The sequence below is a fragment of the Verrucosispora sioxanthis genome (genome assembly GCF_010560025.1).
GTDB lineage: Bacteria > Actinomycetota > Actinomycetes > Mycobacteriales > Micromonosporaceae > Micromonospora > Micromonospora palythoicola.
The window spans coordinates 349,582-374,685 of sequence record NZ_SAIY01000001.1 but is presented as its reverse complement, the minus strand read 5'-3'; the positions used below and the strand labels follow the sequence as shown (position 1 = coordinate 374,685).

Genomic DNA, 25,104 nt, shown 5'->3' with positions numbered 1-25,104 from the left:
CACCCACCCGAGAAAGAACATCATGTCCCGTACCCGTGTAACCGCCCTGCTGGCTGCCGCCACCGCGGTGCTGCTGGCCGCCTGCGGCACCACCGAGAACACCACCGAGCCCGCCGCCGCCACCTCCGCCGCCAGCGGCCCGGTCACCGTCACCGACAGCCGCGGCAAGGAGGTCAAGCTCGACGCCCCCGCGACCAAGGTGGTCGGTCTCGAGTGGGGCGAGGTCGAGATGCTCGTCAGTCTCGGCGTCATGCCGGTCGGCGTCGCCGACCCCGAGGGGTACGCGACCTGGGTCAGCGCCGCCAAGCTCGACCCCGGCGTCAAGGACGTCGGCACCCGCGGCGAGCCGAGCATCGACTCCATCGTGGCGCTGCAACCCGACCTCGTGGTCATGGAGGACGACCGGGGCGCCAACGTCATCACGCAGCTGGAGAAGTACGTCCCGGTCATCGTGACCAAGGGCAGCGACGCCTCGGACAACCTCGGCCGGATGCGGGCCGACCTGAACATGATCGCCGCCGCGGTCGGCAAGACCGCCGAGGCAGAGAAGTTGCTCGCCGACTTCGACGCCGCCATCGCCGACGGCAAGAAGAAGATCGCCGACGCCGGTGCCGCCGGCAAGCCGTTCGCCATCGCCGACGGCTGGAAGGAGGGCAGCACGGTCAGCATCCGGATGTTCGGCGAGGGCGCGCTGGTCTCCCAGATCGGCATCCAGCTCGGCCTCACCAACGCGTGGACCGGCGAGACCGACCCGGCGTGGGGCCTGGGCCAGACCGACGTCGAGGGCCTGACCGTGCTCTCCAGCCCGGACCTGCACTTCTTCTACAACGCCTCGGACGGCACCGACGTCTTCGCCGACGGGCTGAACAGCAACGCCATCTGGAAGTCGCTGCCCTTCGTCAAGCAGGGCAACCTGCACCGGATGCCCGACGGGATCTGGACCTTCGGCGGGCCGCTGTCCGGCAAGCAGTACATCGACCAGCTCGTCACCACCTACGCGGGGTGACCATGCTGTCCGCGCCCTCGCGTCCGGAGCCGGCTGTCCAGCCGGCTCCGGCCGGGCGCGCCTCGGTTCCGCGCGTCGTCGGGATCTTCCTCGCGGCCACCGCGCTGCTGCTGGTGGTCGTGGCGGTGCACCTCACCCAGGGCACCTCCACCGTGGGCGCGCTCGATCTGCTCCGCCTGCTGACCGGCGGTGACGACGAGACCGCCCGGGTCTTCGTCGCCTCCCGGGTGCCCCGGCTGCTCGCCGGGCTCACCATCGGTGTCGCCCTCGGCTTCGCCGGCGCGGCGTTGCAGTCGATAGCCCGCAACCCGCTCGCGTCCCCGGACACCCTCGCCGTCAACGCCGGCGCCCACCTGGCCATCGTCTCGGTGGCCGCGTTCGGCATCGCGCTGCCCGCGCTGCCCGCCGGAGGGCTGGCCTTCTGCGGTGGCCTCGCCGCCGCCGGCCTGGTCATGGCGATGTCCTCCGGCGGCCAGGCCGGCACCACCCGACTGATCCTCGCCGGCTCGGCCACCGCGCTGGCGCTCAGCTCGGTGACCATGCTGCTGCTCCTGCTGTTCGAGCAGGCCACCATCGGCCTGTTCGCCTGGGGCAACGGCTCACTGGTGCAGAGCGACCTGGACACCCTCACCCAGCTCGCCCCCGTGATCGTGGCGGCCATGGCGACGCTGATGTTGTTCGGCCACCGCCTCGACATCCTCGCCCTCGGCGACGACACCGCCACCGTGCTCGGCATCGACGTACGCCGTACCCGGCTGATCGTCACCGTGCTGGCCGTGCTGCTGTCCGCCGCGGCGGTCACCCTCACCGGCCCGGTCGGCTTCGTCGGCCTCTGCGCGCCGGTGATCGTCCGGCTGCTCGGTCCGCTGGTGCCGGGTGTCCACCGGCACCGGATCCTGCTGCCACTGTCCGGCATGGCCGGCGTCATCATCGTCCTCGGCTCCGACGTGCTGCTGCGGGCCCTGATGGGCGGACAGGCCGGTGTCGACATCCCGACCGGCGTGGTGACCACACTGTTCGGCGCGGGAATCCTGATCTGGCTGGCCCGTCGGCACCGCGACGCCGGCCCCACCCGCCGCCCCGCCGGTGGCCACGCCGCCGTACGCTCCGCGACCTTCCACCGCACCGTGGTGGCGGTCGCCGCCACGGTCACCGTCGCGGCGGTGCTGCTCGGCATGCTCGCCGGGGACACCTGGCTGCTGCTCGGCGACATCGTCAACTGGATCAACGGCAGCACCGGGCCGGCGTACACCTTCGTGCTGGACCAACGGTGGCCGCGCGTCGCCGCGGCGATGCTGGCCGGCGCGGCCCTGGCGGTCGCCGGCACCACCGTGCAGGCGGTCTGCCGCAACCCGCTGGCCGAGCCCGGCATCCTCGGCATCACCGCCGGTGCCGGGCTGGGCGCGGTCTCGCTGCTCACCTTCGTGCCGCTGGCCGGTGTCTGGGCCGTCTCCGGGGTCGCCGGGCTCGGTGCCATGCTGGCCTTCGCCCTGGTGTACGGCGCGGCGTGGCGCGGTGGTCTCAGCTCCGACCGGCTGGTCCTGATCGGCTTCGGTGCCTGGCAGGGCGGCATGGCCATGATCACCTTCATGATCGTCGCCTTCGATCCCTGGAACACCGGCAAGGCCCTCACCTGGCTCTCCGGCTCCACCTACGGGCGGACCGCGACGCAGGTGCTGCCGGTGGCGATAGCCCTGCTGGTGCTCACCCCGGCCGTGGTCGCCGCCCGGCGCGAGCTGGACCTGATGACGCTCGACGACGACACCCCTCGGGTGCTCGGTGTCCGGCTGGAACGCACCCGACTGATCGCGCTCGGCGCGGCGGCCCTGCTCACCTCGACGGCGGTTTCCGCCGTCGGTGTGATCGGCTTCGTCGGCCTGGTCGCCCCGCACGCGGCCCGGGCCCTCGTCGGCGGCCGGCACACCCGGGTGCTTCCGGTCGCCGCGCTGCTCGGCGCAGCCCTGGTCAGCCTCGCCGACACGCTCGGCCGCACCGTGATCGCTCCGGCGCAGATACCCGCCGGGCTGGTCACCGCCATGATCGGCACCCCCTACTTCGTCTGGCTGCTGTGGCGGTCCCGCGCCGCCACCCCGTCCCGGTAAGCGCACCGACCCGACCCGGAGAGGCATCATGACCCACACCCTGCCCGTCGCACCGTGGCGGCTGTTCGCCGTCGAGGTCCGCGCGGTACGTCGGCTCAGCCCGTCCTTCGTCCGGGTCACCTTCACCGGTCCCGACCTGGACCGCTTCGCCGACAACGGCTACGACCAACGGATCAAGCTGGCGTTGCCGCTGCCCGGCCAGGCCGGTGTGCTCCTGCCGCAGGGGCCGGACTGGTACGCGCGGTGGCGGGCCCTGCCGGATCACCAGCGCAACCCGATCCGGACCTACACGGTGCGCGCGGTCCGGCCGTACCTGAGCGAGGTCGACGTCGACCTGGTGCTGCACGGCGACGGTGGGCCGGCGACCCGGTGGGCCCGCCGGGTCCGCCCCGGCGACGAGATCGCCATCGTCGGCCCGGACTCGGCGTACGGCGGTGACCACGGTGGCGTCGAGTTCCGCCCCCCGTCGACCGGGCGTCTGCTGCTGGCCGGGGACGAGACGGCAGTGCCGGCGATCAGCGGCATCTGCGAGCGGCTGCCACTTGACGCGTGTGGTCGGGTGCTGCTGGAAGTCCCCGAGGCCGGCGACGCGTTGTCGCTGGTCACTCCGCCCGGTGTCGAGGTGACCTGGCTGCCCCGGGGTGCCGGCGGGCACGGCAGCCGGCTCGTCGCCGCCGTCGCCGCGGCCGCCGACGAACTGCTGGCCAGCGGCCCGGTCACCGGCGACGGCCCGGTACCGGAACCGGTCGACGAGGTGGACGAGGACCACGAGATCCTCTGGGAGGTACCCGACGCACACCCGACCGCCCCGCTCTACGCCTGGCTGGCCGGAGAGGCCGGAGTCATCCGTACCCTCCGCCGGCACCTGGTCACCGAACGGGGCCTGGACCGCCGCGCGGTGGCCTTCATGGGCTACTGGCGCCACAACCACCCCTCCTGACCCTCATCGACCCCACCCCACCCGCCGCCCCAGGGGTGGGAGCGGTCTGTCAGGGGAGGGGGTGGGAGATGTTGCGGGCGTGGTCGGTGAGGGCGGCTGCGACGACCGTGGCCTCCAGCGGTAGGACCTCGAGGCAGCGGCGGACGGCGGGGGCCATCAGCGCGTTGGGGACCCGCATGGACAGGGTGCAGTGGGGGACCCACCGGCCGGGCCGGTAGTGCTCCACCAGCGGCACCCCGCCGGCGACGAGCAGGTCGTGCACCCGTCGGTGGTGCGCCAGCAGCTCCGGGGTGGGTACCGGGCCCAACCAGAGCACCCGACCGACGAACTGGCCGGCATGCTGGAACGACAATCGCAGCGGTGCCGCCACCGTGGTGCCGGCGAGCGCCGCCGTGACCTGCTCCGGGTCGAAGCGCGGCGCGACCGCGAGCGAGACGTGTGGCCGGTGCCGCTGCGCCAGCAGGGAGCGCATGCTCTGCACCCCCTCGGCCTCCAGGGCGTCCCACAGCACGCGGATCCGCCGGGTGGCGACGGGGTCCAGGTACAGCTCCAACGCGGCGACCACATGATCACTGTAGAGGGGCGCGTCGTCGGGCGACTCACGGCACGATCACGGCCCGACCTTCCAGACTGCCGTCCTGCATCATCCGGTACGCGCGCATCGCCTCGTCCAGCCCGAACGTGGTGGTCTTCGGTCGTACCAGTCCGCGCGCACCCAGGTCGAGCACCTCGAGCAGCTCCGGACGGCTGCCCCAGTAGGTGGTCTGGATGCTGACCTCGTACGGCACGGAGAAGAAGCCGACCGACAGCGAGCCGCCGCCGAGCCCCACGATGGTCAGGTCGCCCACGGTCCGGGCGGCGGCGACGCCCAGCCTGAGCGTGGCGTCGGCGCCGACGAAATCGAGCACCACGTCGGCGCCCCGGCCGCCGGTGACCCGGCGGATCTCCTCGGCGGTGCCTTCGGCCGAGCGCATCGTCAGGTCGGCACCGCACTCCTCGGCGAGCCGCAGCGCCTCCTCCCGGGTGTCCACCGCGACGACCCGGGCGGCGGTGGTCGCCTTGAGGATCTGCACCCCGACGTGCCCGAGCCCACCGACGCCGATCACCACCGCGGTGCTGCCCGGTGGCAGCTTCGGCCACGACCGGCGGATCGCGTGGTACGGGGTCAGCCCCGCGTCGGTCAGTGGCGCGGCGTCGACCGGATCGAGCCCGTCCGGCAGCGGCAGCACGTGCCGGGCGTCCGGCACCAGCTCGTACTCGGCCATCCCGCCGTCCAGGCCGAGGCCACCACCACCGCCCGGCACCGGCGCCGCGGCCGGGTTCTCGCAGTAGTTGTCGACACCGACCCGGCAGCGGGCGCAGCGACCGCAGCCCCACGGGCCGTAGACCGCCACCGGCTGGCCCACCTCCAGGCCGGTCACCCCGGCGCCGAGCCGGTGCACCCAGCCCGCGTTCTCGTGGCCGAGCGTGAACGGCGGATTCCAGGGCAGGCCGCCGGCCTCGAAGTCGTGCATCAGGTGCAGGTCGGAATGGCAGGCACCGGCGGCCCCGATCCGCACCACCACCTGGCCCGGGCCGGGTGTCGGTTGGTCGACCTCGACCAGTTCCGGCTCGGTCTTCCAGGCGGGCAGCCGCAGTGCACGCATCCCTGTCTCCCGTCGCCGTTACCCCTGCCCGAGGCTCCCCGACGGATGCCGACTCAAACCACCTCCGCCGCCTGCTCCTCCGGTGGGGTCGCAGTGTCGGGCGGTGCCGACCCGGCAGGGGCGGGTCGGGCCGCCGGCACCGGGTCCGGGTCGGCCGGCACGGATGCCGGCCGGAGCCGGGTCAGCGTCCGGTCGATGCCGACGAGCAGCAGGCCGAGCAGCCAGAACACCACGGCGAGGCAGGCCGAGACGATGCCCACCCCGGCGTAGCCGAGCTCGCCCGCGTCCAGGAAGGGGTACGGGTAGCGGTGCACCACCAGCCCGCGTACCAGGGCGAAACCCAGGTAACCCAGCGGGAACGCCAACCACCACAGCGCGTGCCGCAGGCGCAGCCGCCCGTGCCGGCGAAGCACCGCCCAGTCGGCGACGGCGAGCAACGGCACCACGGTGTGCAGGAGTTGGTTACCGAACGCCTCACCGAGCGCCCGGTCCGGTTGCGGCATGGCGAACGGGCTGGCCGGATTGGCCAGCACCACGTGGTACACCACGGCGGTGATGGTGATGTAGAGGGTCACCGCGGCGGCGAGCACGTCCGACGGATCCGGCCGGCCCCGCCAGACCGCGTACCCGGCGACCAGGCCCACCGCGAGGTTGCTCTGGATGGTGAAGTACGGCAGCAGCCCGGTCACCGTGGCCGGGCCGAGCGCGGTGAGCACCACGCCGGCCAGCACACCTGTCACGATCGCCAGGCGGAGCACCACCACCGCCGCGGATCGACGCCGCAGAGTCATCGCGGCACGTTACCAACGGGTCGGCCCGGCGGTCACCGCCCAGCGGTTGCCGATGGGCCCGTTCGGCGGTCCACTGAACTACATGGGTGTCATCAAGGTGGGCACGTCCTCGTGGGCGGACCGGACGCTCGTCCGTTCCGGCTGGTACCCGCGCCAGGCCAACACACCGGCCGGCCGACTGCGCCACTACGCCGACCGGTTCGGGCTGGTCGAGGTGGACACGTCGTACTACGCGGTGCCCGCACCGGAGACCACGCAGGGCTGGGTCGACGCCACGCCCGACGGGTTCACCTTCAACGTCAAGGCGTTCAGTCTCTTCACCGGTCACCCGACCCCGGTGGCCACCCTGCCCGCCGACCTCCGTCCGGGCGGCGGTCCGGCCCGGATCCGCCGACGTGACCTGCCGACGGCCGCGTACGACGAGTTGTGGAACCGGTTCCGGGCGGCGCTGGCGCCGATCGCGGCGGCCGACCGGCTCGGCGCGGTGCTGTTGCAGTTCCCGCCGTGGCTGGCCCGCGGCGAGGCGGCCCGCCGACGGATCGCGGAGCTGGCGTCGCGGTGCCGACCGTGGCGGGTCGCCGTCGAGCTGCGGCACGCCTCCTGGTTCGACGGGGCGGCGGCGCTGGAGACGCTGGCCTTCCTGCGCGAGCAGCGACTGACCTTCTGCTGCGTGGACATGCCGCAGGGACATCCGGACTCGGTGCCGCCGATCCCGGTCGCCACCGCCGACCTGGCGATGATCCGGTTCCACGGCCACAGCAGCGCCTGGACCAGCGGCGACAAGGAGGACCGGTTCCGGTACGCCTACGGCGACGAGGAACTGCGCCGCTGGTCCGAGCTGCTGATCGATCTCGCCGGGCAGGCCGACGAGCTGCACGTGCTGTTCAACAACTGCTGCGCGGGTCAGGCCCAACGCGACGCGGAGCGGCTGGTCGGTCTGCTCGACGGGGCCGACCGGCGGGCCGTACCGTCCTGAGTGGACGGCACGGTGGCGCTCACCCGCGCCAGGTGCCCTCCGGGTGCATCCCGGTCGCCTCCTCCAGCGCGTTGTCCGGCAGGTCCCCACCGGCCGAGTCGTCCGGGAAGCTGCGCCGCGAGGGCGCCGGGTCCGGTGGTGCCCCGGGCCCGGCCGCCGGGGTACGGGTCGGCTCCACCGAGCCGAACCCGTGCCGCCCGGCGGGCCGGTCCGTCGGATCACCGGCGGAAGTGCCGGCCGCGCGTCGTTCACCGCGTCGTCCCTCCGGCACGGCGGTCTCCTCGCTGCCCTCATCCATCGGGGAGTCCGCGCCGGCACCCCACGGCGGATCCCCGTCGAAGCCGTCGGTGGTCCCCCAGGGGGAGACACCCTCGGGTGCCCGGTCCTGCCTGTCCCGGTCCGTCATGGCCACCTCGCTGATCGGTGCGCGGCCGCCGGTCTACCCGATACCGACGCCGGCACATGGGTGCACTGGCGGTGATGCCGCCGCCGTCAGCGGCCGGACATCGCCATCTGCCGGATCGCCTTGGCCGCCGCCATCCCGCCGGCGCCCTTGCCCATCGTCTTCGACGAGTGCCCGAGGCCACCCACGCGGCCGAGCATGCCGCGCAGGACCTGCCCGGGCTTCTGCTGCTCACCCATGTAGGCGGTGACCACGATCAGGGCGCCGGTCAGCGCCGGGATCGCCCATTGCAGCGCCTTCATCTGGCGTTGGCAGGAGGCCACGTTCGCCGGGGTCTGTCCGTTCGGCTCGGTCACCCCCTCGACCGACGCCTGGCCGGCCTTGGCCAGTCGCATGCCGAGCAACCGGCTGTACCCGGTCACCGCCAGGGCGCCGACGGTCAGCGCGGTCTTCACGGTGCTGGCCCGGCCGACCCCGGCCTGGGCGGCCATGCGCGGGCTCTCGGTCACCAGTTCGCCGACCGCGCCGGCGAGGTGAGCGCCGATGGCCGCCGCGTTGACCGGCGTCCACCGGTTCCAACCGGTCGAAGCCACCGAGAGTCGTTGGGTCGAGTCGCCGATCCGGGCTGCGGCACCGTTCACGCCGAAGGCACCCATCAGGCTGCCGCCGAACCAGGCCGCCAGGCCCAGGTCGTGCATGGAACGTAGTGCGGTGTGGCTGTCAGACATCTGGTCCCCTTCCACCGTGTCGGGCGCAGCGGCTTACCCGCCTTCGGCCGGGCTAATCGCGGTGACCTGGGGACACCCGCCGCGATGATCCCGGCGTTCAGCGGCGGACGAGTCGGGTCTCGGAGCCGACCCGGGTCAGCTTCGCCGGGTTGCGGACGTAGTAGAGGCCACCGATGCCCGCCTCACCGACCCGGACGGCCAGCACGCCGTCGAGATCACCATCGAGGTGTACGACGAGGGCCGGGCTGCCGTTGAGCGCCGTCACGGTCGCGGTCAGCCGGCCCGGCGCCCGGCGGAGACCGCCGAGGATCATGCGGGCCACCTTGTCCGCGCCGACGACCGGGTTCGGCACGGCCTGCCGCACGCCGCCGCCGTCGGCGACCAGGACGACCTCGGGAGCGAGCACGTCGAGCAGGGCCTGGAGGTCGCCGGTCTCGACCGCGCGCCGGAACGACTCCAGCGCCGCCCGGGTCTCGCCGGCAGAGACCACGTCGCGGGGGCGGCGGGTGGTGACATGCTGGCGGGCCCGGTGCGCGATCTGTCGCACCGCTGCGGGGCTGCGCCCGATCGCTGCGGCGATCTCGTCGTAGCTGACCTCGAACGCGTCGCGGAGCACGAACACGGCCCGTTCGGTCGGTGACAGCGTCTCGAGGACGAGCATCAGAGCCATCGAGACGCTCTCGGCGAGTTCGACGTCCTCGGCCACGTCCGGTGCGGTGAGCAAGGGCTCGGGCAACCACGAGCCGACATAGGACTCCCTGCGGCGACGCAACGTGCGCAGCCGGTTGAGCGCCTGCCGGGTGGTGATCCGGACCAGGTAGGCACGCTGGTCGCGGACCCGATCCAGGTCGACGTCGACCCAGCGCAGCCAGGTCTCCTGAAGGACGTCCTCGGCGTCGGCGGCCGAGCCGAGCAGTTCGTACGCGACGGTGAACAGCAGGTTGCGGTGGGCGACGAAGGTGGTGGTCGCCGGGTCGGTGATGCGCTCACTCACTGTCTCGACCTCTCCTTCCGGACCCCGGCGTACCCGCCGTCGATGACGAGCACCGGGGATCATGGCGCCCCGTGGGTCTGGCTCCGGCCGCAAGACACCGTAATGCCCACCGCTGTGCCGCCTGGTGAGGCAGGTCACGTCGCCGTGCGGTGGTGGTCGGCCGACGGGATACGCCGCACCCGAGCGCATTGACCGATCCCACTAGGCTCGCCGCATGGCACAACCGGCACCAGAAGCGGGCACCGACGGCAAGCTGGTGTGGGCACCCGACGAGGTGGCCGCCCGTATCCGGCAGGAGGTCACCCCGGAGCCGAGCCTGCCGAGCAGGGTCGCGCTGGCGGTGCTGGCCGCCTTCGTCCTCACCTGGCCACCGACCTTCGTCGTGTTCGCGCTGGCCACCCTCGTCGCGCCGGCGGCGACCGACGAGGCCGGTGTCGGCCGGGTCGCCCTCTGGGCCTTGCAGTTCGCCGGCCTGACCATGATCGCGGCGGCGGCCGGCGCGGCGCTGCGACGATCCACCGAGGCCGAGGTGGACCCAATCGCCCGACAGATCACCTTACGGATCGCAGGCCAGACTGGCAGGTCACGGCCTGCGCCGGGCTGGTGCTGGCCCTGGCCGGGCTCTCCGTGGGCCAGTACGCGATGCTGACGGCTGCGCTGGTGGTGGTGCTGCACCTGCTGCCGATGACCGTGGCCCGGCTGCTGTTCCGGCTTCGCCGGCGCCGTTCGGCCAGCCCGTCGGCCTGACCGCTGTCGGGCGTCCCGGCCGCCGCCGTGCGGGTCAGCGGGCGGGCAGGGTGGTGACGAAGTCGGCCACCCGCGCGGCCAGCGGTCCGGCGGCGCGTACCCAGGTGAAGTGGTCCAGGTCGGTGCCCGGCGCGCCGTAGCGTTCACGCTCGACGGGAGCTGCGGTGAGCTTGGCGCAGAGCCGGTCCAGCGTGGGATGCGGGGTGTACTGGTCGCCGTCGACGCTGATCGCCAGCACCGGGGTGCGGATCCGGCGCACCGCCGCCTCCGTGTCCACCCCGTCCAGCTCGGGAAAGCGTCCGGTGCGTGCGGTGTGCGCCCAGTCGCGGATCACCCCGCGTGCCTGCCGACCACCGAAGCCCCAACCGGGCCAGACGCCGAGCATCCGGGCGGTGGCCGCGATGCCCTGGGTGTACGGCAGTACCCCGTACCGTCGGGGGCCGGAGAAGTCACGCCAGTAGGGGATGCCGACCGCGATCAGGGCCAGCCCGTCCACCTCGTGCTCGCCGTGCAGGGCCAGGTGCAGCACGGCGGCCTGGCCACCGAGGGAGTGTCCCAGCAACACCGTCCGCCGGCCGTCGAGCCGGGGCTTGAGCGCCGTCCGTACCGCCCCGATGTCGGCGGCCAGTTCGGCGTAGCCGTACCGGCAGGTCCGGCTCGGCCGGGGAGTGCTCTCGCCGGTGCCGCGCAGGTCCGCCACGACCACGGCGAGCCCGGCGGCGCGCAGCGCGGCGGCGAACGGTCGGTAGTAGCGGGCCCGGACCCCCATCGCCGGAGAGATCAGCACCACCGGAGCATCGGCCACCCCGACGGGCTCCGGGTAGACCTGGATGCCGAGCCGGGCATCGTCGACCTGGACGAACTCCTGCTGATACTCCGTCGCGTTCACGACCACAGGTTACCGGCGGGTAGGTTGTGGCGGGGGGCCACCCCCGCCGGGATCGCACCGCGGCGACGGGTGCCCCGGAGTCCGGCCGGACTCCGGGGCACCCCACTGCCCGACTCGGGGCGGTCAGGAAACGCCGATCGTGCCGTTCGCGGAGCGTACGCAGGCCACCGAGCGGGCCGCGGTGCTGGCCGCGCCGGACAGGCACTGCCCCAGCACCTGGTGCCCGGCGGCGTTCGGGTGCCACGACTCCTGGCAGGTCTGGAAGTAGCTCACGCAGGTGTTGGCGATCCGCTGGATGGCGATCTTGTCCTTGCCGGAGAGGCTGGTCACGAAGGTCCCGTTCGGCGGGTTGTCCATCAACCGGATCGGGGTGGCCAGGGTGCCGGTCGGGCTGTTCGTGTTCTCGCAGAGCCGGGCGCCGTCGAAGGCGCGCTGCACGTTGAGGTAGACCAGGTCGGCACCGGCGAACTCGGCGGCCAGGGTGTCCCGGGTGGACCGCACGATGGTCCCGAGGCCCTGCGAGAACCGGTGACCGGGCGGGAGGCTGGCCCGGTGGATCGGGCAGCCGGCCGCGTACCGCTCGGCACCCAGCGCGCGGAACTTGTCCCGGGTGTCGTCCCGGTTGTCCTCGGAGTGGTAGGTGGGGGCCAGGTCCAGCGGCAGCGGGTTGGTGTAGTCCTGCAGCACCACCCGGTGCTGACCGTCGGCGTCCACCTCGCGCAGGGTGGTCAGGATCTGGCGTACGGCCGCGGTGGTCTCCGCGGTCGCGGCGGTGATCTGAGCGGCGGTGGCCAGGTCGGCGTCGCTGCACGGCTTCTGCTCCACCGGGCCGTTCAGGTACGCCCAGAACTCCCACCAGCCGGTCCAGGCGTCGGCGATGAACCGGTTGGCGCACTTCTCGGCCACCCCGCCGAAGGTGAACGAGCTGTTGTTCGAGCCGAGCCCGATCAGCACCAGGTCGATGTCATGGGTCTGGGCGACCGCGCGGAGCTGGTCGAGCTGGGCGGCGACCTGCCGGCCGCTCGTTCGGGCCGACGAGGCGGCGGCGATGTCGTGCGGCTGGCCACCGGAGCAGGCCAGGTTGAACCGGTCCTGGATGCCGGGCAGCGTCGCCTTGTGCAGCGAGGCGTTGGCCGAGCGGTGGCAGAAGAAGGCATTGCTGTTGGGCGCTGTCCACCCCGGGAAGCTCCGCGCCACGCCGGTCACGTCGACCACCGGCTGGTAGGAGCCGGCGCCCTCGCCGCTGATGAAGCTGTCGCCGAGGGCCACCGCCGCGGTGGGTGGGGCGGCCGAGGCGGTGGGGACCGCGACGGCGGTGGAGAGAGTCGCCGCGGTGACGGCCAGGGCCATCGCGGCGGCGGTACGACGCAACGCGGACATCGGCATCCCCATCCGTTCATAGAAATGTGAAAGATCCTCTGGTGCGGTGATGAGATCACGCGGGTGTGACGAACGTCAACAGTGGGAAACATCCGTGACAGGTGGGTCCAGCGGGGTCAGGGATGCTCCCGCGAACGGCGTCGAGTGCCGCCGCCGGGCATAAGGCCGGCGGCCGGGGCGTTGACCGCAGCAGGTCCGCCAGGAGCGGCCCGCGGCGTGCCGGGCGGGTGTCCGCACAGGTTGTCGGGGCGTGCGGCTACGCTCGCTGCGGCGTGTCCGCGCCGGGCCGACCGCCGACGGCGCGGGGGAGCACATCGCCGAGACCGGGGAGTACGACCAGTTGACCGCAGAGCCTGACACCCTGTATGGGGCCGACGACCTCACGCACCTCGAGGGGCTGGACGCCGTCCGCAAGCGGCCCGGCATGTACATCGGCTCCACCGACAGCCGTGGCGTGGGGCACCTCGTCAACGAGATCCTCGACAACTCGACCGACGAGGGTGTCGCCGGCCACGCCACAAGCGTCGAGGTCATCCTGCACGCCGACGGGTCGGTGCAGGTCGACGACGACGGCCGGGGCATCCCCACCGACGTGCACGCCCGCTCCGGCATCTCCGGGGTGGAGCTGGTGCTCACCCGCCTGCACGCCGGCGGCAAGTTCGGCGGCTCCGGCTACAAGACCTCCGGCGGCCTGCACGGCGTGGGTGCCTCGGCGGTCAACGCCCTGTCCCGCCGCTTCGACGTCACCGTGCGCCGGGGCGGCAAGGTGCACACCATGTCGTTCCGGCACGGGGTGCCCGGCGTCTTCGACGGCGACGGCCCCGACGCGCCGTTCACCCCCGGCCCCGGCCTCCAGGTCGTCGGCGCCATGAAGCGCGGCCGCCGCACCGGCACCTCGATCCGCTACTGGCACGACCCCCGCTACTTCGAGACCGGTGCCACCCTCGACCACGACGCCGTGCGGGCCAAGCTGCGCCACACCGCCTTCCTGGTCCCCGGCGTCGGCTACACCCTGCACGACCGCACCACGGGGGAGACCACCGAGGAGCGCTTCCACTACCCCAACGGCCTCACCGACATGGTGGAGTTCCTCGCACCGGCCGGCGACCGGCCCGTCTCCGGCACCCTGCTGGTCACCGGCGAGGGGACGTACCGGGAGAACGCCGCCGACGCCAACGGCGTCATGCAGTCCAACGTGCAGCGCCGGGCCGAGGTCGAGATCGCCTTCCGCTGGGGCACCGGCTACGAACGCACGGTCGAGTGCTTCACCAACACCATCCGCAACGCCCACGGCGGCACCCACCGCAAGGGCTTCGAGCGGGCGTTGGCGCGTACTCTCGCCGACGCCGTACGCAACACCCGGGGCCTACTCAAGGCCAAGGAGGACGCGCCCACCCTGGACGACGTGCTGGAGGGCATGACGGCGGTGGTGCACGTGCGGGTGCCCGAGCCGCAGTTCACCTCGCAGACCAAGGACGAGCTCTCCACCGCCGGCATCACCAAGGTCGTGCAGGGCCTGGTGGAGCAGCACGTCAAGTCCTGGCTGGACGACCGCAAGACGCGCACCGAGGCGCGTACGGTCCTCCAGAAGATCGTCGACGCGTCCCGGGTACGCCTCACCCAGAAGCAGCAGAAGGACGCGGCCCGGCGCAAGACCGCCCTCGAAGGCGCGGCCATGCCCGCCAAACTCGTCGACTGCCGCGCCTCAGGCATCGATAGAAGTGAACTATTCATCGTGGAGGGGGACAGCGCCCTGGGTACCGGGCGACTAGCCCGTTCTGCGGAATTTCAAGCGCTCCTGCCGATCCGGGGCAAGATCCTCAACGTGCAGAAGGCCAGCCTTCAGCAGGTGCTGGACAACGCCGAGTGCGCGGCGATCGTGCAGGTGCTCGGCGCCGGCTCCGGGCGCACCTTCGACCTGTCGGCGCTGCGCTACGGACGGGTGCTGATCATGGCCGACGCCGATGTCGACGGCGCACACATCCGGACGCTGCTGATCACCCTCTTCGCCCGGTACATGCGGCCGTTGATCGAGGCGGGCCGGCTCTACGCCGCGATGCCGCCGTTGCACAAGATCACGACCAAGGGGCGCAACCCGGAGACCGTCTACACCTACACCCAGGCGGAGATGGAGTCGACGGTGCGCCGGTTCGAGAAGGCCGGCAAGCAGATCGTCACCCCGGTGCCCCGGTTCAAGGGTCTCGGCGAGATGGACGCCGAGGAACTGTGGGAGACCACGATGAATCCGGCCACCCGCGCGGTGCGCCGGATCACCCTGGACGACATCGACGCCGCCGAGCGGATCCTCGAACTGCTGATGGGGGAGAAGGTCGAGCCGCGCCGCAACTGGCTGATCGACTCCGCCGACCGGGTCGACCGTGACGCCATCGACGCCTGACCATCGGGTCTCTCGGAAGGAAAGCTGAGCCATGGCACGCCGCAAGGAGACGAAGGTCGACCACTCCGCGTTCGACCGGGCCGGCGCGCGGATCATCGACAACCCGCTGACCACCGAGGTGTCCGACTCCTACCTGGAGTACGCCTTCTCGGTCATCCACTCCCGGGCCCTGCCCGACGCACGCGACGGCCTCAAGCCGGTGCACCGACGCATCCTCTGGTCGATGTACGAGCAGGGCCATCGCCCGGACCGGGCGCACGTGAAGTCCGCCCGGATCGTCGGGGACTGTTTCGTCGCGGGAACGCTGGTTCCCACACCCGAAGGTCTCAGGGCTATCGAGGACATTGAGATTGGTGACCTCGTGTTGGACGGGGATGGCGCCGCTACTCCGGTCACCCAGGTCTACCGAAACCCCGTGTCGGAACTGGTCCGAATAACCTGGAGTAATGGTCACACCATGGTCGTCACGCCCGGTCAACGGTTTCGTGTCGTAAATGATGATCTGACCGTTGGCTGGACCGAAGCCCGGAACCTGAAGAATCACCTGACACTGGCTTACGGCGGACGTCGCTGGCAGGCCGCCATCCCGGGTGGAGACATCTACGACTACGTCCGCGGGCTCGTTGTAGCCGAGGGCTTCCCCGTCGATCGTGCACGAGCCGCAGATGGTCGTGTCCGACTACACATGTGCGACGGAGAGCCGCTCGATGCCGCGCACGGTTGGGCTATAGCCAATGGGCTGAATGCCACTCGGGGTAAGCGCGAGGCAGCCAAGCCGGGCCATCGCGACCAGCACATCATCACGTTCGCCCGGCATCGGGGTCTGCTTGACGCTGCGACGCCGCTCAGCCGTGCCAAGCGAATCCCGGACGACATCATCGAAAACCGCTCCGCCTGGGCACCGTTCCTCGCCGGCTTCTTCGACGGCGACGGCTATGTGCGGAAACGTTTTCGAGAGATCGTCTTTGTGAGCACCAGCGAGACGTTGGTGCGTCAGGTATACGCCATGCTTGCCGATTTGGGAGTGCACGGCCACCACTGGACCAGCAACCGAGCCGGCGACCACCCGCTCTGCGGTCTTGCCGTTACTGGGCGGGACGCTGCTGCCATTGCCGAGTTGCTTCTGCCCTGGGTGCGAATTCCATACAAGAACGACGGGCTTCGCCGGGTGATGGAGCTTGGATACCCATACGGCGGTAAACAAGGTAACGACCGCCTTCCTTGTGGTCCAGTGATGCAGGAGTTCGCCAAGGCGCATCGAGGTGGCGGATGGTTCCACGAGGTGGGCGGTAAAGCTTTTCGGGCGTCATTGTCGGGTGCTGGAAGCAAGGTGCGTTACGGTAAAGACCGGAATGGAGTGCACCTTTCGGACCGGTCGTTCCCGCTGTGGCGCGCGGAACGCGACGGGTGGGTGCGCAAACTCCGGCGAATCGGCTCACCGCTTGCGAACCGGCTTGAGACGTTGTCCGGCCGCTCTTTCCTTCGCGTTGCCGCAGTTGAGGCCGTAGCCCCTGCCGCCACCTACGACATCCAGGTTGGAGCCGACGACCACGCGTTCGTTGCCGAGGGCTACATAGTCCACAACTGCATGGGCAAGTACCACCCGCACGGCGACGGCGCGATCTACGACGCGATGGTCCGGCTGGCGCAGGACTTCTCACTCAACGTGCCACTCATCGACGGGCATGGAAATTTTGGGAGCCCAGACGATGGACCGGCAGCGGCGAGATACACCGAGGCTCGGATGTCGCGGGAGGCGATGCTGCTCGTCGGTGAGCTGGGCGAGGACACCGTCGACGTCGAGCCCAACTACGACGGCTCGCTGACCCAGCCCACGGTGCTGCCGGCGGCCTTCCCGAACCTGTTGGTCAACGGTGCCGCCGGGATCGCGGTCGGGATGGCGACGAACATGATCCCGCACAACCTGGGCGAGGTCGTCGCGGCGGCCCGGTGGCTGATCCGGCACCCGAACGCCACCCTCGACAAGCTGATGGAATTCGTGCCCGGTCCCGACCTGCCCACCGGCGGCATGCTGCTGGGCCTGGACGAGGTGCGCCGGGCGTACGAGACCGGCCGGGGCGTGGTGCGGATGCGCGGCAAGGTGGAGATCGGGCCGCTGGAGGGCAGCCGGGGTCGGCAGGCCATCACGGTGGTCGAGTTGCCGTACGGCATCGGCGCGGAGAAGGTCATCGCCGCCATCACCAACGAGGTGACCAAGACCAAGCGACTCACCGGGATCGCCGACGTCAAGGACCTCACCGACCGCGAGAGCGGCACCCGGCTGGTCATCGAGTGCAAGGTCGGCGTGAACCCGCAGGCCCTGCTCGCCGACCTCTACCGGTTGACCCCGCTGGAGCAGTCCTTCGGCGTCAACAACCTGGTGCTCGTCGACGGGCAGCCGCGCACCCTGGGGCTCAAGGAGCTGCTGGAGGTGTTCCTGGCCCACCGCTACGAGGTGGTGACCCGGCGCAGCGCCTATCGCAAACGTAAGCGGGAGGAGCGGCTGCACCTGGTCGACGGTCTGCTGATCGCCCTGCTCGACATCGACAAGGTGGTGAAGCTGATCCGGGGCAGCGAGGACGCCCAGGCGGCCCGCAGCGGCCTGATGCGCCAGTTCAAGCTCTCCGAGATCCAGGCGAACTACATCCTGGACACTCCGCTGCGCCGGCTGACGAAGTACGACCGGCTGGAGTTGGAGGCCGAGCAGCAGAAGCTGCGCGCCGAGATCGCCGAGTTGTCGACCATCCTGGACGACGAGAACGTGCTGAAGAAGGTCGTCTCGGACGAGTTGGCCGCGGTGGTCAAGCAGTTCGCCGCGCCCCGGCGGACGACGCTCGTCGACGGCGACCTCAAGGAGGTCCTGGCCGCGTCCGCGCCGGCCGGGCCGCTGGAGGTCGCCGACGACCCGTGCCAGGTGATCCTGTCGGCGACCGGGTTGGTGGCCCGCACCGCGGCCGAGTCGGAGGAGGCCGCCGAGGGGCGCCGCCGGCACGGCCGGGTCAAGCACGACGCGGTACGCGCCGTGGCGCACTCCACCGCCCGGGGGCGGGTGCTGCTGGTGACCAGTGCCGGCCGGGCGTTCAAGGTGGACGTGCTGCCGCTGCCTGTGTTGCCGGAGCAGGCCGGCACGGTGTCGTTGCGCGGCGGGATGTCCGCCGCCGAGCTGGTGCCGCTGGAGCCGGGGGAGACCGTGGTCGGCCTGGCGCCGCTCGGTGCCGCCGAGGGCTCACCGGGTCTGGCGCTCGGTACCCGGCAGGGCGTGGTGAAGGTCTGCGCGCCGGACTGGCCGGTGCGTTCCGACGAGTTCGAGGTGATCGGGCTGCGCGACGGCGACGAGGTGGTCGGGGCGACCTGGCTGGTCGACGGTGCTGAGACGCTCGCCTTCCTGACCAGCGCGGCCTCGCTGCTGCGGTTCGCCGCCGGGACGATCCGGCCGCAGGGGCTCAAGGGCGGCGGGATGGCCGGGATCGCCCTGCCATCCGGGGCTCGGGTGGTGTTCTTCGGCGCGGTGCGCACCGACGATCCGGAGCACGGTGAGCCGATGGTGGTCACCTCGACCGGTGCGACGGTCAAGGTGACGCCGCTGTCGGCGTACCCGGCGAAGGGGCGGGCGACCGGCGGGGTGCGTGCCCATCGGTTCCTCAAGGGTGAGACCGACGTGGTGGTCGGTTGGGTCGGTCCCCGGCCGGTCGGCTCGACGGCCAACGGTGAGGCGGTGGAGCTGCCGGCGGCCGACCCGCGCCGCGACGGCTCCGGCTTCGCCGTCATGCTCGGCCCGGCCGTGGTGGGTCACCAGATCGACCGCGAGTAGCTGCCTGTTCCGCACCCGGCGTGCCGGACGTGATCGTCCGGCACGCCGCAGTCCATCGACGTCCTTCATTGACGTATGACGTATTACGACGATACGTTGGGGCTTGCTCGCTGGCGGCCCGACGTGTCGACACCACCATCCACACCGTCGGTGCCTGCGACAACGCGCGTCCCCTCCCGACCGCGCGTGGTCCTAGTCGAAGGAGTGGATCAATGAATGGTGAGGTTCGTCCCGCCTCTCCTCCCAGGCGTCGCCGACGGTCGGTCGTGGCGGCGGTCGGTGCGGCCGTCCTGGTGGCCGGTAGCCTCGTCGCCGTCAACGCGGCGCCCGCGGCGGCGGCGACCGTGGACACCAATGCCTGGTACGTGTTGGTGAACCGCAACAGTGGTAAGGCGTTGGACGTGTATGGTCTGGCGACCAGCGATGGTGCGCGGATCAGTCAGTGGACGCGTAACAACGGTGCGAATCAGCAGTGGCAGTTCGTGGATTCCGGTGGTGGTTACTACCGGTTGAAGTCGCGGCATTCGGGCAAGGTGCTGGATGTGTCGAACGCGTCGACCGCGGATGGTGCGGCGGTGGTGCAGTGGTCTGATCACAACGGCACCAATCAGCAGTTCCGGTTGGCTGATTCCGATGGTGGTCATGTGCGGTTGGTCGGTCGGCACAGCGGTAAGGTCGTGGAGGTGCAGGGTGCGGCCACGGCGGACGGCGCGAACGTGGTGCAGTACGCCGACTGGAATGGCGCCAACCAGCAGTGGCAGCTGGCCCGGGTCGACGGGGGTGGCCCCACGTCGCCACCACCCACCGGTGAGCCGGGCGCGGGATGCGGCCGGACGCCGACGTTGGGCAACGGTACGCACACCATCCAGAGCGGCGGCCAGAGTCGCAGCTTCATCCTGAGGCTCCCCGCCAACTACAACAGCAACACCCGCTACCGGTTGATGTTCGCGTTCCACTGGTGGGGCGGCACGGCCGGCGATGTCGCCTACGGTGGGGCCGACGGGGCGGCCTGGGCCTACTACGGGCAGCAGGAGCAGTCGAACAACACCGCGATCCTGGTCGCGCCGCAGGGCATCGGCAACGGCTGGGCCAACTCCGGCGGCGAGGACGTCACCTTCGTCGACGACATGATCCGCCGGATCGAGAGCGACCTGTGCGTCAACACGTCGCAGCGTTTCGCCCTCGGGTTCAGCTACGGCGGCGCGATGAGCTACGCCCTCGCCTGTGCCCGCGCCGGCGTCTTCCGGGCGGTCGCGGTCTACGGCGCTCCCCGGGAGCTGAGCGGGTGCAGTGGTGGCACCGAGCCGATCGCGTACTTCGGCATCCACGGCATCTCCGACAACATCACCAGCGGGCGGTCGTTGCGGGACAGGTTCGTCCGTAACAACGGCTGCACCCCGCAGAACCCGCCGGAGCCGGCGGCGGGCAGCCGGACGCACATCACCACCGTCTACTCGGGATGCCGCGCCGGCTATCCCGTGCAGTGGGGGGCGTTCGACGGCGGTCACACCCCCGGCCCGGTCGATGGCGGCGGCGACAGCGGCGCCAGGACCTGGACCAAGGGCGAGGTGTGGCGCTTCTTCGCGCAGTTCTAGGGTGCGCGGTCTGAGCAGAACGCGTCCCTCAGGTCGCGACCGTGCTGAGGGCGAGCCCGTTCCCGTCGATCCGGCGGGGGCGGGCTCGCCCGTGCTCAGGACGGTGGAGCGGCTGCGGGGTCGCTCAGGCGACGCCGGCCGGGCGGAACTGGACGCTGACCCGGGGGCCGACCGGGCGGGCGGTCTTCGGTATCGCGTGTTCCCAGGTGCGCTGGCAGGAGCCGCCCATCACCACCAGGTCGCCGTGGCCGAGTGGGAAACGCAGGCTGGTCCCGCCGCCGCGCGGGCGCAGCAGCAGTTGGCGGGGCGAGCCGAAGGAGACGATGGCGACCATGGTGTCGACGTGGGCGGAGCGGCCCTGGGTGTCGCCGTGCCAGGCGACGCTGTCCCGACCGTCGCGGTAGAGGCACATCCCGGCGGTGACGAAGGGCTCGCCCAACTCGTCGGCGTAGTGGCGGGTCAGCGCCGCGCGGGCGGCGGTGAGCACCGGGTGTGGTAGTGGTCGGCCGGCACCGTACCAGCTGAGCAGCCGGGGGACGTCGACCTCGGTGTCGTACATGGTGCGTCGCTCGGCCCGCCACGGCACCTCGCGTAGCAGCACGTCGAGCACCTGGTCGGAGCCGCGCACCCAGCCGGGCAGGTGATCGACCCAGGCGCCCCGGGTCAGCGGGTGCCGGCGCGGCTGCCCGGCCAACGGGCCGAGGGTGGGCGCCGCATCGGTGACCTCCAGCATCGACGGCTGGTACGCGGTCTGCGACATGCCCCCACCCTAGCAGCGAGTTAGCACACCTGTCCTAGGGCGGTGCCGGTCCGGTCGTGTGGTGGGCGCGTCGGTGGAGTCCCTTGCGCACCTCGGAGGAACTGTTCTATAACTGATGCCAACAGTTATAGAACAGTTGGGAGCTGTCATGGAAGCTCTGGCCCTGCGCGGCCCGACCGCCGCGCCCGTGGCCGGTCGGTTCGGGCGCCACGGTGGCCGGTTCGTGCCCGAGCCGCTGATCCCCGCGTGCGAGGAGGTCGAGGCGGCCTTCGCCGAGGCGTGGGCGGATCCCGGCTTCCGGGGTGACCTGGCGTGGCTGCTGTCGAGGTACGCGGGCCGACCGACCCCGCTGACTCCGGCCGTGCGACTGTCGGCCGAACTCGGCGTGACGGTGCTGCTCAAGCGGGAGGACCTGGCGCACACCGGCTCTCACAAGATCAACAATGTGCTGGGGCAGGCGTTGCTGGCGCGCCGGATGGGCAAGCGGCGACTGATCGCCGAGACCGGCGCGGGAATGCACGGCGTGGCCACCGCCACCGCCGGTGCCCTGCTGGGCCTGCCGGTGACGGTCTTCATGGGCGAGCGTGACGTCGAGCGGCAGGCGCACAACGTGTTCCGGATGCGGCTGCTCGGTGCGCAGGTCGTGCCGGTGCGCTCGGGCAGCCGGACCCTCAAGGACGCCACCAGCGAGGCGATGCGCCACTGGGTGAGCGCCACCGAGGACGCCTACTACTGCGTGGGCTCGGTGATCGGGCCGCACCCGTACCCGTGGCTGGTGCGCGAGCTGCAGGCGGTCATCGGCCAGGAGGCCCGACACCAGTGCGCCGAGCAGTTGTCGGCCGGCACACCGGATCAGGTCGTCGCCTGCGTCGGTGGTGGCTCCAACGCCGCCGGCACCTTCGCCGGCTTCGTGGACACGCCAGCCCGCCTGGTGGGGGTCGAGGCGGCGGGCGGTGCCGGCGCGGCGCTGGGTGAGGTCGGCGTCCTGCACGGATTCCAGTCGCTGTTCCTCCAGGACGAGCAGGGCCAGATCCGGGAGGCACGGTCCGTCGCGGCGGGCCTGGACTACCCGGGAGTCGGTCCGGAGCATGCCCACCTGCGCGATCTCGGCCGGGCCGAGTACGTCACCGCCACCGACGAGGAGGCACTGGCGGCGGCGGTCCGGTTGGCCCGCGCCGAGGGCATCGTCCCGGCGATCGAGTCGGCGCACGCGCTCGCCTGGGTCGTCCGGGCCGCCGGCACCACCGACCTACCCACCGGCAGCAGCGTGCTCGTCACGCTCTCCGGCCGCGGCGACAAGGACATCGCGACCCTGACGACGTACCTCGGCGACGAGGAGGCGCGGTGACCACGCTGGAGACCCGGCTGCGGCGCGACCGTGGACGCAAGCTGCTCATGCCCTACCTCACCGGGGGAGTCACCCCGGACTGGACCGACCACCTGCGCGCGATCGCCGATGCCGGGGCCGACGCGATCGAGGTCGGTATCCCCTTCTCCGACCCCACCCTCGACGGCGTCACCATCCAGGAGGCGTCCGACGTCGCGCTGGCCCGGGGCGCCACCACCGACGGCGTCCTCGCCGACCTGTCCAGGAACCGGGTCGAGGTGCCGGTCGTCGTCAGCACGTACGCCAACCTCGCCCTGCGGCGCGGCGCGGGCCGGTTCTGCCGGTCCCTCGCCGAGGCGGGCGTCCAGGGCCTGATCGTGCCCGACCTGCCGCTGGAGGAGGCCGGGGCGACAAGCGTGGCCGCCCGGGCCGCGAACGTCGACCTCGCGCTGCTGGCGTCACCGGCCACGCCCACCCACCGGCTTCGGGAGATCGCCGAGCGTAGCCGTGGTTTCGTCTACGCGGTCTCCCTGATGGGAATCACCGGCGAACGGGAGCACCTCGCCGCCTCGGCCGCCGCACTGGCGCGGCGCCTGCGGGGCGTCACGGACCGGCCCGTATTCTTGGGATTCGGCATCTCGACACCGGCGCAGGCGGCTGCCGCGGCGCGGGACGCCGACGGTGTGATCGTCGGCGCGGCGCTGATGCGACGCCTGCTCGACGGTGCGGACCCGGCGTCGACCGCCGGATTCGTCCGGTCACTGCGCACGGCGCTGGACGGCGTGCCGGCACGGACAACGGCGGACGCCGGAGGTTAGGGGGCGGGCGGCGGCATGGTCACTGGGCAGGACGCGCCCACGGCGCGGTACCGCACCATCGCCGCCGACCTCGCCGCCAAGATCCGCGCCGGGGACTACCGGCCCGGCGAGGCGTTGCCCTCCCAACGCGATCTCAGCGCCGCCTACGGCGTCACGCTGATGACGCTGCGGCAGGCGTTGCGGCAGCTCAGCGACGAGGGGCTGATCGAGCAGCAACCCGGCCGGGGCACCTTCGTCGCCCCGCCGCACCTGGCGTACCGGCTGGGCTCGCTGCGCAGCTTCGCCGACGACCTGCGGGATCAGGGCCACGAGGTGCGTACCACCGTCGTCGGCCGGGCGGTGCGCCGGCTGCCGGCGCGGATCGCCGGCACGCTGCGGACCGACACGACCGACTACGGGCTGCGGCTGGAGCGGGTGCGCGCGTTCGCCGGCCGCCGCGCCGTGCACCAGGTCTCGTGGGTTCGCGCGTCGCACGCGGACGGGCTGCGTGAGGTGGACTTCACCGCGACGTCGCTGTACGAGGCGCTCGCGGCCCGAGGTGTCTCGGTGGCCCGGGCCACCGAGACGATCCGGCCCGGCGTCCTCGACGCGGCGCTGGCGACACACCTCGACGCCGCACCGGGCGCTGCCGTGCTGATCAGCGACCGGACCACCTACACGCTCGACGGCACCGCGATCGTGGTCGACCGGGCGACGATCCTCGGCAACATGATGCAGATCAACACCGACCGGGCCGTGCGGGGCCTGTCACTGCACTGGGGAGCCAGCCGCGACCTGCCGTAGCGCGTCCAGCACCGCGTCCACCACCCGTTCCCGCCCGCGCCCGTCCACCGTGGCCCAGGCCCGGGCGGACAGCTCCGCCCGGCGTGCCCCGTCGTCGAGCAGCCCCGCCAGGGTGTGCGTGGCGGCGCGGACCGCCGCCGGGTCACCGGCCAGCGCGGGCAGCTCACCGAGCCCGGCGGCCAGCCCGGCGGCCACCACCCGGTGGTACGACTCGCGCTGGTTGTCCACCACACAGACCAGCGCCGACGGCGCCCCGAGGCAGCACAGTTCCCAGGTGGAGGTGCCGGCCGCGCTGACCACCAGGTCCGCCGCGGCGATCAGGGCCGGCAGCGTTGCGGTGGGAGGCACCGGCAGCAGCGACTGCCCGGGGCCCGGCGTCAGCCCGGCTATCCGCTCGCCCAGTTCGGGCCGGCCGACGACGACGGTGAGTTCCATCGGCCGGCCGGTCGACAGCAGCACCTCGGTCAGCACCGGTGCCGCGCCGACCGCGTCGGTGCCGCCGAAGAAGGCCAGCACCGAGGGGGATCGACCGTCACCGCCGGGCGCGGGGCCGCCGGCCGGGCGGCCAGGACACCCGCGCGCAACAGGGCGTACCCGCTGCCGGCGAGCAGCCGGCCCGCGGGCACCGCCAGGTCGGTGGCGAAGTTCTGGTCGAGGTAGAGGTCGGCGTCCTGTCCCCGGGTGTCCCCGTCGACGATGGCCAGGGTCAGCACCCCGGCGGCCCGCAGCGCCCCCGCACCGGCGGGATCCAGCTCGTACGAGTCGAGGACCAGCACGTCGAGGTCGTGGCGGCGGGCGGCGGCGACCAGCTCGGCCGGGGTGTCCGGGCCGGGGTGCGACGCGATGCCCCGGGCGGTGAGCTGGTCGGCCGCCCATCCGACGCCGTCGACGGTGCCGAAGACCTCGACGGTGGCCCCCCGGGCCTGGAACGCCTCGCCGAGGGCGAGACAGCGAACCAGGTGCCCGACACCGCGCAGCGGCCCGGCGTCGCAGCGCAGCCCGACGCGTAA

Annotated in this window: 21 protein-coding genes and 3 pseudogenes; 14 read left to right on the top strand and 10 right to left on the bottom strand. The window is 72.0% G+C overall.

What is annotated here, in order from left to right:
• Positions 1-22: 22 nt before the first annotated feature.
• From ENC19_RS01740 to ENC19_RS01730, 3 genes are read left to right on the top strand one after another with little or no spacing between them, the layout of a single operon-like run.
• Positions 23-1,006, top strand: coding sequence for an ABC transporter substrate-binding protein (locus tag ENC19_RS01740; RefSeq protein WP_164445387.1), 984 nt, complete (start codon positions 23-25; stop codon positions 1,004-1,006).
• 5 nt (positions 1,007-1,011) lie between these two features.
• Positions 1,012-3,108 carry an iron ABC transporter permease gene (locus tag ENC19_RS01735; protein WP_164445955.1) on the top strand — a complete coding sequence of 699 codons (2,097 nt, stop codon included), beginning with the start codon at positions 1,012-1,014 and terminating at the stop codon, positions 3,106-3,108.
• A 28-nt stretch (positions 3,109-3,136) separates the two neighbouring features.
• Positions 3,137-4,048, top strand: a complete 912-nt coding sequence (locus ENC19_RS01730) for a siderophore-interacting protein (protein ID WP_164445386.1) — start codon at positions 3,137-3,139, stop codon at positions 4,046-4,048.
• Between the two features lie 49 nt (positions 4,049-4,097).
• Here the strand turns inward: ENC19_RS01730 and ENC19_RS01725 are convergent, their stop codons facing one another.
• Genes ENC19_RS01725 through ENC19_RS01715 form a run of 3 tightly spaced genes read right to left on the bottom strand, consistent with a single transcriptional unit; the run spans position 4,098 to position 6,485 of the window.
• Positions 4,098-4,613 carry a 2'-5' RNA ligase family protein gene (locus ENC19_RS01725; RefSeq protein ID WP_164445385.1) on the bottom strand — a complete coding sequence of 172 codons (516 nt, stop codon included), beginning with the start codon at positions 4,611-4,613 and terminating at the stop codon, positions 4,098-4,100.
• Positions 4,614-4,647: 34 nt separating this feature from the next.
• Positions 4,648-5,694: an NAD(P)-dependent alcohol dehydrogenase gene (locus tag ENC19_RS01720; RefSeq protein WP_164445384.1), complete on the bottom strand. Its 1,047-nt coding sequence runs from the start codon at positions 5,692-5,694 to the stop codon at positions 4,648-4,650.
• 53 nt (positions 5,695-5,747) lie between these two features.
• A complete protein-coding gene (locus ENC19_RS01715; RefSeq protein WP_166457891.1) occupies positions 5,748-6,485 on the bottom strand; it encodes a Pr6Pr family membrane protein in 738 nt (245 codons plus the stop codon).
• A gap of 82 nt (positions 6,486-6,567) precedes the next feature.
• On the opposite strand from ENC19_RS01715, the gene ENC19_RS01710 reads away from it, so the two are divergent.
• Positions 6,568-7,461, top strand: a complete 894-nt coding sequence (locus ENC19_RS01710) for a DUF72 domain-containing protein (RefSeq protein ID WP_164445383.1) — start codon at positions 6,568-6,570, stop codon at positions 7,459-7,461.
• 19 nt (positions 7,462-7,480) lie between these two features.
• On the opposite strand, the gene ENC19_RS01705 is transcribed toward ENC19_RS01710, so the two are convergent.
• The 3 genes from ENC19_RS01705 to ENC19_RS01695 form a co-directional block, all read right to left on the bottom strand.
• Positions 7,481-7,867: a hypothetical protein gene (locus ENC19_RS01705; RefSeq protein WP_164445382.1), complete on the bottom strand. Its 387-nt coding sequence runs from the start codon at positions 7,865-7,867 to the stop codon at positions 7,481-7,483.
• Between the two features lie 86 nt (positions 7,868-7,953).
• On the bottom strand, positions 7,954-8,592 hold the full coding sequence (locus tag ENC19_RS01700) for a hypothetical protein (protein ID WP_164445381.1): 639 nt from the start codon (positions 8,590-8,592) through the stop codon (positions 7,954-7,956).
• Between the two features lie 97 nt (positions 8,593-8,689).
• Complete coding sequence (locus ENC19_RS01695) at positions 8,690-9,586, bottom strand: RNA polymerase sigma-70 factor (protein ID WP_164445380.1); 897 nt, start codon at positions 9,584-9,586, stop codon at positions 8,690-8,692.
• 214 nt (positions 9,587-9,800) lie between these two features.
• Between ENC19_RS01695 and ENC19_RS01690 the strand changes: the two genes are divergently transcribed.
• A complete protein-coding gene (locus tag ENC19_RS01690; protein ID WP_164445379.1) occupies positions 9,801-10,235 on the top strand; it encodes a hypothetical protein in 435 nt (144 codons plus the stop codon).
• A 132-nt stretch (positions 10,236-10,367) separates the two neighbouring features.
• Here ENC19_RS01690 and ENC19_RS01685 read toward each other — a convergent pair whose 3' ends face one another.
• Together ENC19_RS01685 and ENC19_RS01680 are read right to left on the bottom strand one after the other, a co-directional pair.
• The gene (locus tag ENC19_RS01685; RefSeq protein ID WP_164445378.1) at positions 10,368-11,222 is read right to left on the bottom strand and encodes an alpha/beta hydrolase family protein; all 855 of its coding nucleotides are present in this window, start codon (positions 11,220-11,222) and stop codon (positions 10,368-10,370) included.
• Between the two features lie 123 nt (positions 11,223-11,345).
• Positions 11,346-12,602, bottom strand: coding sequence for an SGNH/GDSL hydrolase family protein (locus ENC19_RS01680; RefSeq protein ID WP_164445377.1), 1,257 nt, complete (start codon positions 12,600-12,602; stop codon positions 11,346-11,348).
• Between the two features lie 340 nt (positions 12,603-12,942).
• On the opposite strand from ENC19_RS01680, the gene ENC19_RS01675 reads away from it, so the two are divergent.
• From ENC19_RS01675 to ENC19_RS01665, 5 genes and pseudogenes are all read left to right on the top strand, one after another.
• Positions 12,943-15,000: a DNA gyrase/topoisomerase IV subunit B gene (locus ENC19_RS01675; protein WP_164445954.1), complete on the top strand. Its 2,058-nt coding sequence runs from the start codon at positions 12,943-12,945 to the stop codon at positions 14,998-15,000.
• 31 nt (positions 15,001-15,031) lie between these two features.
• Positions 15,032-15,296, top strand: a pseudogene (locus tag ENC19_RS31640) (DNA gyrase subunit A); the annotation flags it as partial.
• Positions 15,275-16,039, top strand: a pseudogene (locus tag ENC19_RS31210) (LAGLIDADG family homing endonuclease); the annotation flags it as partial. The pseudogenes ENC19_RS31640 and ENC19_RS31210, both read left to right, overlap by 22 nt.
• A 132-nt stretch (positions 16,040-16,171) precedes the next feature.
• A complete protein-coding gene (locus ENC19_RS31205; RefSeq protein WP_373688889.1) occupies positions 16,172-18,811 on the top strand; it encodes a DNA gyrase/topoisomerase IV subunit A in 2,640 nt (879 codons plus the stop codon).
• A gap of 212 nt (positions 18,812-19,023) precedes the next feature.
• On the top strand, positions 19,024-20,406 hold the full coding sequence (locus ENC19_RS01665) for an RICIN domain-containing protein (RefSeq protein WP_164445375.1): 1,383 nt from the start codon (positions 19,024-19,026) through the stop codon (positions 20,404-20,406).
• A 124-nt stretch (positions 20,407-20,530) separates the two neighbouring features.
• On the opposite strand, the gene ENC19_RS01660 is transcribed toward ENC19_RS01665, so the two are convergent.
• Positions 20,531-21,166 (bottom strand): alpha-ketoglutarate-dependent dioxygenase AlkB, encoded by a 636-nt coding sequence (locus ENC19_RS01660; protein WP_164445374.1) that lies wholly within the window; start codon positions 21,164-21,166, stop codon positions 20,531-20,533.
• 148 nt (positions 21,167-21,314) lie between these two features.
• Between ENC19_RS01660 and trpB the strand changes: the two genes are divergently transcribed.
• Genes trpB through ENC19_RS01645 form a run of 3 tightly spaced genes read left to right on the top strand, consistent with a single transcriptional unit; the run spans position 21,315 to position 24,094 of the window.
• Positions 21,315-22,514, top strand: a complete 1,200-nt coding sequence (trpB, locus tag ENC19_RS01655; protein ID WP_164445373.1) for a tryptophan synthase subunit beta — start codon at positions 21,315-21,317, stop codon at positions 22,512-22,514.
• Positions 22,511-23,311, top strand: a complete 801-nt coding sequence (trpA, locus tag ENC19_RS01650) for a tryptophan synthase subunit alpha (RefSeq protein ID WP_309246129.1) — start codon at positions 22,511-22,513, stop codon at positions 23,309-23,311. Before trpB ends, trpA begins: the two co-directional genes overlap by 4 nt.
• Positions 23,312-23,326: 15 nt before the next feature.
• On the top strand, positions 23,327-24,094 hold the full coding sequence (locus tag ENC19_RS01645; RefSeq protein ID WP_164445372.1) for a GntR family transcriptional regulator: 768 nt from the start codon (positions 23,327-23,329) through the stop codon (positions 24,092-24,094).
• Here the strand turns inward: ENC19_RS01645 and ENC19_RS01640 are convergent.
• A pseudogene (locus ENC19_RS01640) lies at positions 24,059-24,939 on the bottom strand (spore coat protein). The gene ENC19_RS01645 and the pseudogene ENC19_RS01640 overlap by 36 nt on opposite strands.
• Between ENC19_RS01640 and ENC19_RS31200 the strand changes: the two are divergent.
• Positions 24,880-25,104, top strand: coding sequence for a hypothetical protein (locus ENC19_RS31200; RefSeq protein WP_328824131.1), 225 nt, complete (start codon positions 24,880-24,882; stop codon positions 25,102-25,104). The pseudogene ENC19_RS01640 and the gene ENC19_RS31200 overlap by 60 nt on opposite strands.